This window comes from Methanomicrobium antiquum, assembly GCF_029633915.1.
Taxonomy (GTDB): Archaea; Halobacteriota; Methanomicrobia; order Methanomicrobiales; family Methanomicrobiaceae; genus Methanomicrobium; species Methanomicrobium antiquum.
Map to the genome: position 1 here is coordinate 1,672,333 of NZ_CP091092.1, position 13,739 is coordinate 1,686,071.

Annotated in this window: 13 protein-coding genes; 4 read left to right on the forward strand and 9 right to left on the reverse strand. The window is 38.2% G+C overall.

Going from position 1 to position 13,739, the window contains the following annotated elements; translation table 11 throughout:
• Positions 1 to 17: 17 nt before the first annotated feature.
• Both L1994_RS08265 and L1994_RS08270 read left to right on the forward strand, forming a co-directional pair.
• A complete protein-coding gene (locus tag L1994_RS08265; RefSeq protein WP_278098973.1) occupies positions 18 to 590 on the forward strand; it encodes a ferredoxin domain-containing protein in 573 nt (190 codons plus the stop codon).
• A 71-nt stretch (positions 591 to 661) separates the two neighbouring features.
• Positions 662 to 1,753 carry a GHMP family kinase ATP-binding protein gene (locus L1994_RS08270; protein WP_278098974.1) on the forward strand — a complete coding sequence of 364 codons (1,092 nt, stop codon included), beginning with the start codon at positions 662 to 664 and terminating at the stop codon, positions 1,751 to 1,753.
• A gap of 173 nt (positions 1,754 to 1,926) precedes the next feature.
• On the opposite strand, the gene glmS is transcribed toward L1994_RS08270, so the two are convergent.
• The 8 genes from glmS to L1994_RS08310 form a co-directional block, all read right to left on the reverse strand.
• Positions 1,927 to 3,666 (reverse strand): glutamine--fructose-6-phosphate transaminase (isomerizing), encoded by a 1,740-nt coding sequence (gene glmS, locus L1994_RS08275; protein WP_278098975.1) that lies wholly within the window; start codon positions 3,664 to 3,666, stop codon positions 1,927 to 1,929.
• 13 nt (positions 3,667 to 3,679) lie between these two features.
• On the reverse strand, positions 3,680 to 4,831 hold the full coding sequence (locus tag L1994_RS08280; protein ID WP_278098976.1) for a sugar phosphate nucleotidyltransferase: 1,152 nt from the start codon (positions 4,829 to 4,831) through the stop codon (positions 3,680 to 3,682).
• Positions 4,832 to 4,837: 6 nt separating this feature from the next.
• Complete coding sequence (glmU, locus tag L1994_RS08285; protein WP_278098977.1) at positions 4,838 to 6,040, reverse strand: bifunctional sugar-1-phosphate nucleotidylyltransferase/acetyltransferase; 1,203 nt, start codon at positions 6,038 to 6,040, stop codon at positions 4,838 to 4,840.
• Positions 6,041 to 6,053: 13 nt separating this feature from the next.
• A complete protein-coding gene (locus L1994_RS08290; RefSeq protein ID WP_278098978.1) occupies positions 6,054 to 7,319 on the reverse strand; it encodes a phosphopentomutase/phosphoglucosamine mutase in 1,266 nt (421 codons plus the stop codon).
• Between the two features lie 437 nt (positions 7,320 to 7,756).
• Entirely contained in the window at positions 7,757 to 8,368 is a 612-nt protein-coding gene (locus L1994_RS08295) for a hypothetical protein (protein WP_278098979.1), read from the reverse strand.
• A gap of 126 nt (positions 8,369 to 8,494) precedes the next feature.
• Positions 8,495 to 9,127, reverse strand: a complete 633-nt coding sequence (locus L1994_RS08300) for a cyclase family protein (protein ID WP_278098980.1) — start codon at positions 9,125 to 9,127, stop codon at positions 8,495 to 8,497.
• A 24-nt stretch (positions 9,128 to 9,151) separates the two neighbouring features.
• Positions 9,152 to 10,213: a SufD family Fe-S cluster assembly protein gene (locus L1994_RS08305; protein WP_422656659.1), complete on the reverse strand. Its 1,062-nt coding sequence runs from the start codon at positions 10,211 to 10,213 to the stop codon at positions 9,152 to 9,154.
• A gap of 38 nt (positions 10,214 to 10,251) precedes the next feature.
• Positions 10,252 to 10,983 (reverse strand): ABC transporter ATP-binding protein, encoded by a 732-nt coding sequence (locus L1994_RS08310; RefSeq protein ID WP_278098982.1) that lies wholly within the window; start codon positions 10,981 to 10,983, stop codon positions 10,252 to 10,254.
• A gap of 367 nt (positions 10,984 to 11,350) precedes the next feature.
• Between L1994_RS08310 and L1994_RS08315 the strand changes: the two genes are divergently transcribed.
• Entirely contained in the window at positions 11,351 to 11,548 is a 198-nt protein-coding gene (locus tag L1994_RS08315) for a hypothetical protein (RefSeq protein WP_278098983.1), read from the forward strand.
• A gap of 59 nt (positions 11,549 to 11,607) precedes the next feature.
• Here the strand turns inward: L1994_RS08315 and L1994_RS08320 are convergent, their stop codons facing one another.
• The gene (locus L1994_RS08320; RefSeq protein ID WP_278098984.1) at positions 11,608 to 12,597 is read right to left on the reverse strand and encodes a phosphoribulokinase; all 990 of its coding nucleotides are present in this window, start codon (positions 12,595 to 12,597) and stop codon (positions 11,608 to 11,610) included.
• A 507-nt stretch (positions 12,598 to 13,104) separates the two neighbouring features.
• On the opposite strand from L1994_RS08320, the gene L1994_RS08325 reads away from it, so the two are divergent.
• Entirely contained in the window at positions 13,105 to 13,665 is a 561-nt protein-coding gene (locus tag L1994_RS08325) for a winged helix-turn-helix transcriptional regulator (RefSeq protein ID WP_278098985.1), read from the forward strand.
• Positions 13,666 to 13,739: the final 74 nt, after the last annotated feature.

Genomic DNA, 13,739 nt, shown 5'->3' on the forward strand with positions numbered 1-13,739 from the left:
CGGACCACATAAAAATGATGTCTGACGAAACTGAAGGCGTAATGCTTGTTGCAAAATTAATGGCAGTATCTGCACGTACTGCACCAAAGGCAAAAGGCAGCGACATCATTTCAGTCAGGATAGCATCAGGTAAAGATTTAATAACACTTGCCGAAGCTATGAAAAAATTCGGAGAAGAAAACAGCCTTGGATTTTTTATCCGCGATGCAGGATGCATAGAAAAAAGCGACTGTTGCATAATTATCGGTGCATTGCCAGACGCCAGTCTCGGACTTAACTGCGGGGGATGCGGCTTTTTGACATGCAGGGAAATGCTCGCCGCCCAGAAAAAAAACAAAGGCAGAAATTCAGCTTTTTTTGGACCGAACTGTGCAATAAGACAGGCAGATCTTGGAATTGCAGTTGGTTCTGCGGCAAAGACCGCGTCAATGCACAATGTTGACAACAGAATTATGTTTTCGGCAGGCGTTGGAGCACTGAAACTCGGTTGGCTCGGAGAAGCAAGCGTTGCATACGCAATACCGCTGTCGGCCTCAGGTAAGAGCATTTTCTTTGACAGAAGCATTCATGAAAAAAAAACTCAGGAATGATTCGATGAAGATGGGAGTTTCGTTTTCATCCAAATTAGAAATTACCGCTCTATTCTAGACTTGGAGAATTTATGTCTAAGATAATGATCCGTGGCGGAGACCTGGATCTTGTTGAGTATGAATTCTCACCGTTCAGTGTTGGTGAGAATATAAATACACTCAGTATAGAAAAGAAAAAATTTGATTTAAAACCGGATTTACAGCCTGTTGAAGTAAAGGTTCCGGCAAGAATCCACCTGACAGTTCTGGACATGAACCGTTTTTCGCCGGACAGGCCCGGCGGCGGAGGACTTGGATTTGCAATTCAGATCTATACAACAGCTATTGTAGAATGTACAGAATCTAAAACAGAGATCGATTTTTCAAGAGAGCCTATCATCAGACACTTTACAGAGGTCTTTAAAAAAGCTTCAGGCTACAATGGCGGATTTAAAATTTGTGTCCGCGATCATGAAAGAAAACATGTTGGTCTTGGTTCAACAGGCTCTGTTATGCTTGCAGTTGGCCATGCGATGAACAAGGCTGTTGGAAGCCCGCTTTCATGTGAAGACATCAGACTTTTAATCGGATATAATTACGTTGAGGAAACAATTGACGGGCGAATTATAGGTGGATTTGAAACAGGTGTCGGACCTGCGGCGGCAACTTACGGCGGGATGGCTGTAATGGGTGACGAACTCTCATTAGTCCATCACTGCAGTTTTGCGCCTGATAAAAATGTCTTCATAATTATTCCTCCAACAGAGGCAAAAGCCTCAGGAGATGATGAATTCAGGCTTTTAATGAACAGGGCCAGAACTCTTGACTACAGAGACAGGGAATTAAAGGCATATCTTGTGCTTATGGATTTAATCCCCGCACTGCGCAGAAATGATCTTAAAAGAGCAGGCGATATAATCTGGGAGATGGATTTCAGAGGCTCGAAGCGTGCCGAAGTTGAGCACAACTCTTTTGAGATCTATCATTATATGAGTATTTTAAAAGAGGCAGGACTTGAATTTGTAGGAATGAGCTCCGTTGGACCTTCAATTGCAGTGATCACCGAAAAGAGCAGGAATGAAGTGACTGAACTTATGAAAAACACAGGCCTTGAGATTGCGCTTGAGACAAAAGTTGATAACACAGGAATCAGGTTTATTGAAAATCCCGGAGAATTTAATTAATTATAATTGAATTGCTGGTGATTTAAAACTGGTTTTCAGTCGATTTCAAATTGAAATTTTTGAAATCATCCACCAGTTTTTCTTGAATTTTTATTATTCAGGATTCCCTTTTTGTTTTATATTCTTTGATTTTAACAGCCATATTTTTATTTCCTGAACTTTTTACAGCCGACTTAAATTACAGTAACGCTTTTTGCAAGATTTCTCGGTTTGTCAACATCACGTCCAAGCAAAACGGCGGTTTTGTAGGCAAGTACCTGAAGAATGACAGATGCTGTTATTATCTCAGATATTTTTGAAGAGTCAGGGAGAGGAATATACAAATCACAAATTTCCATCAGATCGATATCATCTCCGGTACCTATAGCAATTACCGGTGCACCCCTGGCTTTAATCTCTTTTATGTTTGACATCATAACAGGATATGATTCATCCTTTGTGCATAACGCAATTACAGGAGTATTTTCACAGAGAAGAGAAAAAGGCCCGTGCTTTAACTCTCCGGCAGCGTAGCCTTCGGCATGGATGTAAGTAATCTCCTTCATCTTAAGAGCCCCTTCAAGAGATACCGGATAAAATACACCACGGCCTACAAAAAACATGCTCTCTGAATTTTTGCAGAGTTCAGCCGCAGGCTCTGCATCAAACATCAATGCTTCTTCTAATACTGCATGTATCCCGGACAATTCCTCTTCTATATCATATTCGGAAAGACAGGATACAATTTTTAATAAAACCGCAACCTGGGCAGTGAATGATTTTGTCGCCGCGACACTGATTTCAGGTCCGGCAAGTGTGTACAAAACATGATCTGCGGCTCTTGTTACAGAACTTCCAAGAACATTTGTAATAGCAAATGTTGTGCAGTTTTCAGACTTTGATGACTTTAGGGCAGAAAGGGTATCAGCTGTCTCTCCGGACTGTGTGACTGCAATCATGACAGAATCCCTGCAGGGTGTGAAATTTGAAAATTCTGAGGCAATTTCGACACGAACAGGTATTTTACAGTATTTTTCCATCAGGTATCTGAATATTATTCCGGCATGATAAGATGTTCCACAGGCAACAACGGTAATTAAAACTGCTTTTTTAAGGGCTGATATGACATCCTCATCAATTTTTTTTGCAAAACTGTTATAGAAAACATCCGGCTGTTCAAAAATTTCTTTCTGCATGAAGTGCTCAAAACCGCCCTTTTTGGCAGAATCAAAATCCCACTCCACAATTTCAGGCATTCTTACAACCTTCTCACCGCTGTTGTAAATACATATATCAGAATCTGAAATATCTGCAAAATCGCCGTCTTCTAAAAATATCATCTTCTGTGTATATTCGATAACAGGAGTCATATCAGACGATGCAAACATCTCCCCGTCACCCATTCCAATTACAAGAGGACTTGATTTTTTGGCCGCAACAATTCTCCTTTCATCCCCGCAGACTGCAAGAAAAGCATATGAGCCTTTCAGTACATCTGCGGTTTTAAATACGGCATCCAGCAAATTTCCAGCATAATACTTCTCAATCAGGTGAGGAATAACCTCAGTATCAGTGTCTGATTTAAACGTATGACCTTCGGACTCAAGCATCCGCTTAAGCTCTGTATAATTTTCAATTATACCGTTATGTACAACTGCAATATTTTCCTCGCAGTCAGTATGCGGATGGGCATTGATGTCATTAGGCACACCATGTGTTGCCCATCTGGTATGACCTATTCCAACCGGGCCTGAAAGAGAGATGGCTGATTTACCAAGGTCTGAAATCCTTCCCTGCTTTTTTACAACTTCGATTCCATTATCTGCTATTGCAACACCAAATGAATCATATCCACGATATTCAAGCCGTTTTAATCCTTCAACAACAACAGGCGCCGCATTACGCCTTCCGATATACCCGACAATTCCACACATGAGAAGCCTCTTCTTACATCACTATCGAACTGTCGGGCAGTTTTCCCTCGATTACCCCGCCTTTCTCAATTCTGGAGAGATTTCCGACAATACATTGCTTAAAAACCGTAAACGGAGCGGAATTTACACTCTCACCTATAATCGCACCAAAATGCCCCCTGACAATTTCATCTCCTAAATTCTGAAGATATGTGCCTGAAACAGAAGATGTATGATCCAAAAGAACAGAACCCTCACCAACGACAGAATCTATAATTCTTGAATGAGAGCCAATTGCAGAATCATCCATCAATATTGAATTTTCAACAATTGTGAAAGGCTCAATCCTGACTCTTGAACCAATGGAAGTCCCGGGCATTATACATGTATGAGGGCCGATATAAGTGTCTTCACCAATTACTGCAGGACCTTTTATGACAGCATAGGGACTTATAACAGTTCCTTTCCCGACAGAGACAACACCTGACATTACAGAACTTTTGCTCATCTCTCCAGCAAGAGAGGACCTGACTGTCTTTAAAGCAACTTTGTTAAGCATCAAAAGATCCCAGGGATAAATAGAATCATGCCATCCGATTGCATTTATCGCCTTAATAGCAGTTCCTTTTTTTATTATCATATCTATAACATCAGGAATCTGGCAAAATGACAGATAATCAAAAATCTCAGGAGTGAGGGAAAATATTCCGGTGCTGACAGTCATATCTCCGGACACTGCCGGTTTTTCAACAATTCCTTTGACATAACCATCCTCAACCTCAACAACGCCATAATTAGACGGATAAGGATGTTTTACAACAAGCATCGAATTTTTTTCCTTTTTTATCCTTGCAATAGATTCCGCATCGATATAGTTGTCTCCCGGAAGAAGCAGGAAATCCTCTTTTATAAGACTTTTTGCACATAAAAGGGCATCTGCCGCTCCAAGCTGTTTGTTTTGATAAGCAACTTTGACCTCTGCATCAAGTTCATTTAAATATCTTATCAGCTGTTCACGCCTGTATCCGGCAACAACAATAATATCTCTGATTCCGTTTTTTATGAGAGCATCTATTACATAACCAATGATAGGGCGGTTGGCAACCGGAATCATAACCTTGGGCTGACCACGTGTCAGAGGCCTTAACCTGGAACCTTCACCACCTGCAAGAATTACTGCCTGCATTTTATCTTACCTTCCGATTTTAACATCATCTTCAATTTTCCCTTCAATAAAAGAACCAGGCGCCGCAAAAACCCGGCTTCCAATTACAGTGCCTGTATTTACTGAACAGTTTATGCCTAGCTGAACATTGTCTCCAACAACTGCACCAAATTTTCGTCTGTTTGTATCCTGACCATGGACTTTTACATTTTTTCTGTCATGTCGCAGATTAGCAATCTTTGTTCCCGCACCGAAATTGCATCCTGAGCCAATTACACTGTCACCAACATAATTGAAATGAGGTATTTTTGTATCAGGGAATATTATGGAATTTTTTAGCTCTGTTGAATGTCCGATATGGCAGTTATCACCAATTGCACTACACCCCCTTATGTATGCATGAGGACCTATTATGCAGTTTTTACCTATGATACACGGCCCTTCAATGTATGTACCGGATTTGATGACACTTCCCTCTCCAAGAATCAGATTCCCGTTAATAAAAACACTTTCCTCAATTGTTCCGAAAATTTCATCATCAAAAACCTTCATCATAGATTCGTTTGCATCCAAAAGATTCCAGGGATCTCCAATGTCAAGCCATGATGACAGAAGAGAAGAATGAAGCTTCCTGTCTTTTATGTAATCTGAAAGTGCATCAGTAAGCTCATATTCTCCACGATCTGATAGGGAAAGTGTTTTTAAAATATTGAATATTTCACAGTCAAAAAGATATATACCGGCATTTATTATATTTCCATGAGGTGTTTTGGATTTTTCAACAAGCTCTTTTACAACTTTTCCTTCAGATACAACCACTCCAAAATCCTCCGGATGGGTGCTTTCAAAAGTTCCAACACAGGGCGCATTTTCTGTCAGGAAATTTCTGATATCTGAAGGCTTTATAATCATATCTCCGTTTAAAAGAAGAAATCTTTCACTTACAAGACCTTCTGCCGCCAAAAGTGCATCTGCAGTTCCCATCTGACGTCTTTGTGTCGCATATTTTATTTTTACTCCAAAATCCGTGCCATCTTTGAAATAATTTCTAATAGCCTGTTCATGATAACCAACAACAAATACAAAGCTTGTTATTCCTGATTCAATGACTGCTAAAAGGAGGTGTTCAAGCATCGGTTTGTTTGCAACCGGAATCATGACTTTTGGCCGCTTGGAAGTAAGAGGGTTCATCCTCTTTCCCTCTCCGGCGGCAAGAATTACACATTCCATCTGATAAAACTCCTTAATTTAACTGCTTATATTTTTTCCCTGCGGATTTGAGAAGGCTGTACCCCCGGCTTCTCATAGATTTAGCAAGATCTTTTGTTTTTCCTTCTGCTGTGATTCTGACCTTTGGTTCTGTACCGCTTGCACGAATAAGGCACCAGCCATCTTCATCTGCAATTCTAATCCCATCTGTTGGATTTTCAGCACCTAAAATCTTCATAATCCCAACTGAGTCAGGACACATATATGAGGATCTCAGAATCGGATAATCAGGCATCTCATCAATTAATGTTGATATTTTGTTTTCAGATGCAATACTGCAGAATAATGCGGCGGCATAAATTCCATCAGGGCAAAGGGTGTGCTTCGGAAAAATCCAGCTTCCTGAAGGTTCTCCTCCAAAATCACCCCACTCGATCAGTTTTTCAGATACAAAGGAATCTCCAACAGGCGTTCTTTTAACCTCCGCTATCTCTTCAATAGCCATTGATGCATCAACAGTAGTTACAACTTTTTTTGCACCGATGTGCAAAGCAAAAAGCATCAGCAGGTGATCCCCTCCTATAAACCTGCCCTTTTCGTCAAATGCCATAAACCTGTCAGCATCGCCGTCATGAATTAATGCACCATCAGAACCGCTTTTAATAATCATATTATGAATGTAGGACAGATTTTTCTCAAGCGGCTCGGAAGGTCTTGGGAATCGACCGGATACATTGCAGTTTATACAGTTAATTCTGACACCTGCAGTCGTTAGAAGAGAGGGTGTTATCATGCAACCTGCCCCGCATCCACAATCCAGAACCATATTTATTTTGCCGTCTATTGATATCTCTTTTAAAACAGCCTCTTTATGAGGTGTTATTATATCCATCTCTTTGATTGTGCCCTGTCTTTCAAAAACAGCCTTTGGTTTTTTTTCAATTTTATCTTCTGTTTCACTCTGCTGTTTTTTTGTAAACGAAGAACCATTAGGATTTATAAGTTTCAGTCCATTGTAAGATTCAGGATTATGTGATGCGGTAATACAGCATCCAGCATCCATTTTTCCGGTCGCATGTGCAATAGTAGGTGTGGGTGCAACTCCACCATCATATACATCAGCGCCGCAAAACATAGCCCCTGCCATAAAAGCATCCTGAAGTGCAGGGCCCGTTGACCTTGAATCTCTCCCGGCAACAATCCTGTCTCCGGGATTTGCAATAGCATAACCTGTCTTTAGAGAGAGAAAAAGAAGTTCCTGATCAAATTTCCGTCTGATTCCGGATGAACCAAAAAGCATATTATTTGTTTTTTACTTCTTTGAAGATATAAATTGGCAATATTAACTATTTGGAAAAAGAAGACTTTTCTTAAGATCAGGATCATTTACAAATCACATTTATAATAGAAAATAATAGAAAGAGAATATATACACATTTATTATGGGTCATTTAAAAAAATTATGAGAAATATGGCTCTTCGCTGTTTTGAATGGGTGAAATTTAATCAGTTGGATCAGCAATTCAGCCAGAAATCTCAGGAATTGATCAGTTAGATTAAGGAATGTGTTATAATCCTGCTGAAAACCCGGATGATTCAGTAGAAGTTGTAATAACTACCCACACGATCTGACGAAGAGCCAGAAATATATACATCCAGAAAAAAAATGAATTTTATTTTTATCTCCATGTAGAATTATATATTTGCAGAATTATTTTTGCTTTTTTAGGATTTTTTTCATTTTTTCCTGGCATAAGGGCAGAAATACTCATGATTTTCAATCGTACAAATTCCGGATGTTTCAGGGCCTGTGAATATCACACGCTTTTTAGTTAGAAATTCTTCGGTTATATTTAGTTTTTCATCATCAAATAAACCCTCGCCGGATACCAGAATAATATCAGCGTCTTCTGGGCAAGCTGCTATATTTTCAGATACTATATTAGATATTTCAGGAGTAAAGCCGTTTAAGAAAACTTTTTTATCACCGATTATTTCTTTTAGCTCTTTTAAACAGGCATCATGTGAATCTTTCCCGCAGGCTCGTGCAGTCCTCGAAAAGCACATGAAATAACTAAGAACATTTAAAATTGCACATGCTGCTGTCCTCTGAACAGGAGAATCTAAAGGCTGTCCGTACATAAAAGAAACCTTTGTCTTCAACTCCAGAGGGTATGAAGTTGCAATCTCAACATGTTTTCCTCCATATGAAGCTTTTATACACTCACCATTTAGATACTGACATTTTTCCGGTTTTTGTACTTTTGAAAAAGTAACTACTCCGTCATCACAGCCGCTTCCGTAAATTTTTGTTTCAAGCTCTTTTACAGCTTTTGAGATAATATTCATTAAAACCAATTCCTCATTTTGCTATGAAAATTTTTCATAATTTTCTAAACATTTTTGTTCAATTTCAATTTTTCGTGCAGTTCACATTTATAATTCATCTGTCACTTTTTTGTTTATTTTTTATTTTTATCTTTTTATTCCGGGATTAATTAACAAATTGTCATCAGAAAGTATAACTCTTGCAGGTGAACCGTCAAGACCTTTAAACCTAAGTGGAAGGGCACACATCCGATATATTCCCTCATTTACAACAGAGAGATCAAGAAGTTCAATTATAACGATGTTACTCATAAGGAGGATTTTATGGACGCTTCCATCACCTTTGTACATCTCAATAGAGGGAGAGTCAATACCAATTAAAAAAACACCCTGTTCTTTTAAATAAGCCGCGGCTTCATAGGTTATATGCGGAAAATCCTCCTCAAATACATGTTTTCCGGAGAATGCGGTTTTTAAAAGAACTCTTTTTGCCCCAAGAACTTTTCCCTTAAGATCATATCTTCCAATTGAGCCTTCAACAGTTGTCAAATCAATAACTCTTGCCTCGCCGGTTAATACACTGACTGGGATCCTGTCAACCGTCATCGCAGACTTTAGGTAATGCGATGGTGCATCAATATGTGTCCCGCTGTGACTTGAAAAACAGACTTTTGAAACCCGGCATCCACAATCATCAATCGGGTTAATTTTTATTTCAGGATCCCCCGGATAGATAATAGTGCTTTCAGACAACTCGCGGGTAATATCATAACTGGGCATCTAATAAAAAGAAGAGTGTATTGTTTAAAAACCTGACTCAGCAGCATCAATTGCCATGTTAATCTTCTTCTGAAGAGAATCAGGAAGACCTTTTATTTTTACGTCAAGGAAACCACGGATAATTGTTGCTGTTGCCTCCTCTTCATCAAGTCCGCGTGCCATTAAGTACTCTATCTCATCGCGGGCAATTTTCCCAACCGCGGCTTCATGTGAAAGTTCGGTGTTTGTAAGCCGGCCTTCAATCTCAGGGATAGCATGAATTGTTCCATCCTTTAAAATGAGTCCTTTGCATTCAATATGCCCTTTTGTTCCTGGTGCGGCACCAATTACATGTGCACGGGATACTGACTTTCCGCCGGTTGTGATAAGACGTGATATGAGCTCGGCACTTGTTCCTTCTGCATTCAATATTGCACGCTGGCCAAGATCCAGTTCAGAACCTTTTGGCGCAACAACGATTGAATTAAATCTTGCAACAGCATTTTTTCCAACAAGATCAGCAACAGGATACATCTGAACATATCCGACAGGATTCATGCTGACATAATTTGAAAGGAATGTTCCGTTCTCCTCAACAACTGTTGCACTTCTTGGAATTACCCTGATGTTTTCTCCCCAGGTATGAATCATAGTGTTTGTTACAAGAGCGTCTTTTCCAACATAAATCTCAGTTATTCCATAATGTGTTCCTTTCTTTTTGCCTGAACTGCTTGTACATCCGGTTATAAGATGAAGTTCTGCTCCTTCTTCTGCAACAATTATGTTATGAACTGTCTGGATTTCGACACTCTTCATAAAAAGGCAGGACTGGAGTGGGAATACGTTTTTGCTTCCCTTTCTTGCGATTACACAAAAACCGCGTGGACCATCCATATCCTCTTTTTCAGAAACTATTTTTGTTGCCTCATCTTTATCCCGTTTTACAAGATTCCAGTATTTGTCCTTTAACCAGTCATATTTATTCAGGGCAATATCGAGCGGAAGCATCTCAATTCCTTCAATACTGGAAGAGGAATGATTTATGTGCTGATCTGTTTGGATGAAACTTCCGGACCTGTTTTCTCCTTCTAATTCAATACCTGTCATCTCAAGGCGATCTTTATCTTCAGGAGATAATGATGTAATTAATTCTTCTGACACTTTATACACTCCTGATAGCCCTTTTCCTGAATCAGCTTTAAAATTTCGCGTGGGTTTCCATGACACTTAATCTCTCCGTCACACAGCATATGACCTGTATCTGCGTCAATATAATCAAGAATGTATCCTGTATGAGTAATTATAAGGCCGGATTTGTGTCTGTCGATTATGTGCCTGTCTTTTTCGACAAGTTTTGCTATTGAATGCCCGATTAGTGATATATTCTCAAGGTCAACACCACTTTCCGGTTCATCAAGCATAACAAAATCAGGATTCTGGATTAAAAGCTGGAGCACCTCACTTCTTTTTATTTCTCCGCCGGAAAATCCTGAATTTACATCTCTGTCCATAAAGTTGCTCATATTCATCTGAGAACCAAATTTTCCGATATTTTCAGGTGCGCTTCCTGACAATGCCGACAGGAGTTTTCCAAGTTTAAGTCCTGCTATTGTCGGAGGACGCTGAAACATCATTCCCATTCCATATCTTGCTCTTTCATGAAGGGATAATCCTGTCACATCGCGACCCTTGAAGATAATTTTTCCCTCTGTAATTTTATAGCTGGAAAAGCCCATTATTGCACGAAGGAGAGTTGTCTTGCCAGATCCGTTCGGACCCATAAGAACATGCGTTTCACCTTCCCCAATGTGAAGGTTGACATCATGAAGGACTTCTTTTCCCTCAACTTCTACATGCAGATCAGTTACTTTAAGCATATTTTATTCACCACTGATATTGCTTAGTGTTTTACTGTTTTGGTTATATTTGGTTATAGTAATGTCGGATTTGATAATCAGAATTAATCGAAATATTCAGACTTTTCATTCTGATATGGGGGTCATGAAATTATCAATTTATGTAAAATCCGGATGAGGATGCGTTTTTGATTACACAAAAATTCGATGATAATCTATCGGGTATTTTAGACTTTCATAACAAATAAAATTTCAAACGGCAACAGAAGTTTTACCGGGAAATGTCAATGAAACAAATTTTTTTTACTTTTTTATACTTTTTAATCAGAATTATACTTTCGCAGTGCACGGACTAATCCAATATATAAGACATGCATAATTCAGGATTATGTCAGATACTTTCCAGAGTCTTGCAGACAGGGCGGCGTGCCAGAGGCAGGTTATCAGAAAAAGCCAGTTTTCAAAAATTATATTCTCAGGCGGAAGTCAGGACACATCACATAGAAATTTGAGCAAATACAAAAAAAAGATTGATCCTGACCTCAAAAAAACCAAAACTGACAGAGCTGTCATTATAATCTGTTAATCACCATAATTTGATATATTAAATGCAAAAAAAGTCAGATGATTTGTTAAAAAAATATTTCAGATGCGACAATATCGGGCATTAAACTCATCTGGTGATGATGAAATCCTTTTATTGATTATCCTCCATGCAAGCAGAAGTGCAATCAGATCAGTTGCATTAACATAGCGTTTTTCAGCGAAAAGAGACAGAGGTCGCATTTTTATCTGATCTTCAATTCCCTTTTCAAGGTATCTGACTACATCATACTGAAATTCACCATCAAGGAAAAGAGCTCCTGATTTTCTGCCGTATTTATTTGTGTGTTTAAATCCCATGCAGAAATTTCTGTCAGACAGTGAATTTATGGCAAAAAGATTGAAGTTTAATGATATATTCTGAATTGTTTCATCAATCTTCTCCTGATATAATGTTACTTTATAGACATTTCTTGCATTCTGAACTCTTTTTCCATATGTAGAATCTGATATTTCAATGACAGCATTTGCATGCTTTGCCTGAGGTTCAACAAAATTTTTGTAATCGGCATCTCTTGATTTTAATTCAGCCAAAACATCCTCTTTTTTATAGCCCCTGTCCATTACATCCCGATTTATCTTCCAGCTGTATTTCACATTCGTGTCAGGATTTACAAAAATTGTAAAGTCTATAAGCTCCCTTAACCGGGATGTAAAAAAAGTGTGAAGCCCTTCAAGGATAATTATTTCTGACGGAGCATAAGGTACAGGCGGGTCAAACATTCCGGTCTTATGATTGTAAACAGGCTTTTTTATTGTAATTCCGTCTTTTAGATTAGCAACATGCTCCTCAAGCAAAGAAAGATTGTTGGCTTCAGGTGCAAGAGGAGTTATATTCCTTTTTTTTCTCTCCTCTCTGTCGAATGTGTGATAATCATCAAGAGTTATTGTCGATACAATATCATCCCCAAAAATTTTTCTTACAGAATTTGTAAAAGTAGTCTTTCCTGAACCGGAATCTCCTGCAACGCCTATTATAAAGACACGGGGCGATTTAATTATAATATCTCTGAAATTTTCATTCCCTGTCATTTAAAAAAACTCCTGTCTGTTTGTATAGCGTATTATTATACTGCCAAACATTATCTGCTGTTTTATAAAAACCTTCATGAAATTATCATTTTATGCACCGGTTTTATGTAAGTTACGAAGTAATTTTTCATGTAAAAGCCCGATGATGAGCATTTTTTATCACACAAAATCTATGATAATCTATTCGAGATTTTAACTTTTATAGCAGATCAATCCCTTTTTTTTGTGAATAGAAGCTATCATTTTTTTATTTTTTTCTATTCTTTTTTTATTATTTTTAGGTTTTTTTCTGTTTTTCTATAATCAAAAAAAATCCAGTTAAGGTAGCATATAAATAAGATTGAAACATCAGGTATGACAGGCAAAGGTGCATACCAGAACTGACGCCTCAATGCACGTCTTTCATAAACTCATTAATCCTTCATAAAATCATGGAAAGGCGAATGGAAAACTACTAAAATTAATTTCTCTGAAGGTGAAAATTAAAAATTTCAGGAGGTTTGGAATTTGAGCGAAGATGATGAGATAGAAAAAGATGAACTTGAAGAACTGGCACTTTTTTGCACTCTTAATAAAGATACAGTAAATGCGATTATAAAAGAGATTAAACAGGACAAAAGAGGAGTTACAATAACAGATATCGCTGAGAAAACAGGCCTTAATAAAAACACCGTGAGAAAATATGCTCTTATTTTGACATCCGCCGGCCACATAGAAGAACGTTCGTGCGGGCATACAAAAGTTTTTACAATTTCAAACAGAGTCGGGCTTACAAACCTCCTGGATTATGTAAATGAAGGTATTATGCTTTTTGATAATGAAAAAAATGTCATTTACAAAAACAAATTTTTCCATGATTTTTTAAGAATTGACGATAAAGGGCTTAAAAAATTGACTGATAATGAAATATTCAAAAAAGGTATTTTAAAGATAGCAATCACAGGATTTGCGGAGAAAGAGATAGAACTGGAGATAAAAAAAGGCATGAAAATCAATCTTAACTTGCGATTTGTTGCAGTAAACAGTTTTGATGGTAAAAAACTAACTGCAATTTTTGTAAAATCATGAAAGAAATATCGCACGGATTGGATTTGTAATAAAAGTCAAAATTCCTGATAAACTTATCATCACTTTTTTGTGTG

What these genes read in the sequence shown, in the direction of transcription:
- L1994_RS08270 (WP_278098974.1), top strand. Translation starts at nt 662, where the DNA reads ATGTCTAAGATAATGATCCGTGGCGGAGACCTGGATCTTGTTGAGTAT.
- L1994_RS08320 (WP_278098984.1), bottom strand. Translation starts at nt 12,597, where the DNA reads ATGACAGGGAATGAAAATTTCAGAGATATTATAATTAAATCGCCCCGT.
- glmS (WP_278098975.1), bottom strand. Translation starts at nt 3,666, where the DNA reads ATGTGTGGAATTGTCGGGTATATCGGAAGGCGTAATGCGGCGCCTGTT.
- L1994_RS08265 (WP_278098973.1), top strand. Translation starts at nt 18, where the DNA reads ATGTCTGACGAAACTGAAGGCGTAATGCTTGTTGCAAAATTAATGGCA.
- L1994_RS08290 (WP_278098978.1), bottom strand. Translation starts at nt 7,319, where the DNA reads ATGCTTTTTGGTTCATCCGGAATCAGACGGAAATTTGATCAGGAACTT.
- glmU (WP_278098977.1), bottom strand. Translation starts at nt 6,040, where the DNA reads ATGGAATGTGTAATTCTTGCCGCCGGAGAGGGAAAGAGGATGAACCCT.
- L1994_RS08310 (WP_278098982.1), bottom strand. Translation starts at nt 10,983, where the DNA reads ATGCTTAAAGTAACTGATCTGCATGTAGAAGTTGAGGGAAAAGAAGTC.
- L1994_RS08280 (WP_278098976.1), bottom strand. Translation starts at nt 4,831, where the DNA reads ATGCAGGCAGTAATTCTTGCAGGTGGTGAAGGTTCCAGGTTAAGGCCT.
- L1994_RS08305 (WP_422656659.1), bottom strand. Translation starts at nt 10,213, where the DNA reads ATGACAGGTATTGAATTAGAAGGAGAAAACAGGTCCGGAAGTTTCATC.
- L1994_RS08315 (WP_278098983.1), top strand. Translation starts at nt 11,351, where the DNA reads ATGTCAGATACTTTCCAGAGTCTTGCAGACAGGGCGGCGTGCCAGAGG.
- L1994_RS08295 (WP_278098979.1), bottom strand. Translation starts at nt 8,368, where the DNA reads ATGAATATTATCTCAAAAGCTGTAAAAGAGCTTGAAACAAAAATTTAC.
- L1994_RS08300 (WP_278098980.1), bottom strand. Translation starts at nt 9,127, where the DNA reads ATGCCCAGTTATGATATTACCCGCGAGTTGTCTGAAAGCACTATTATC.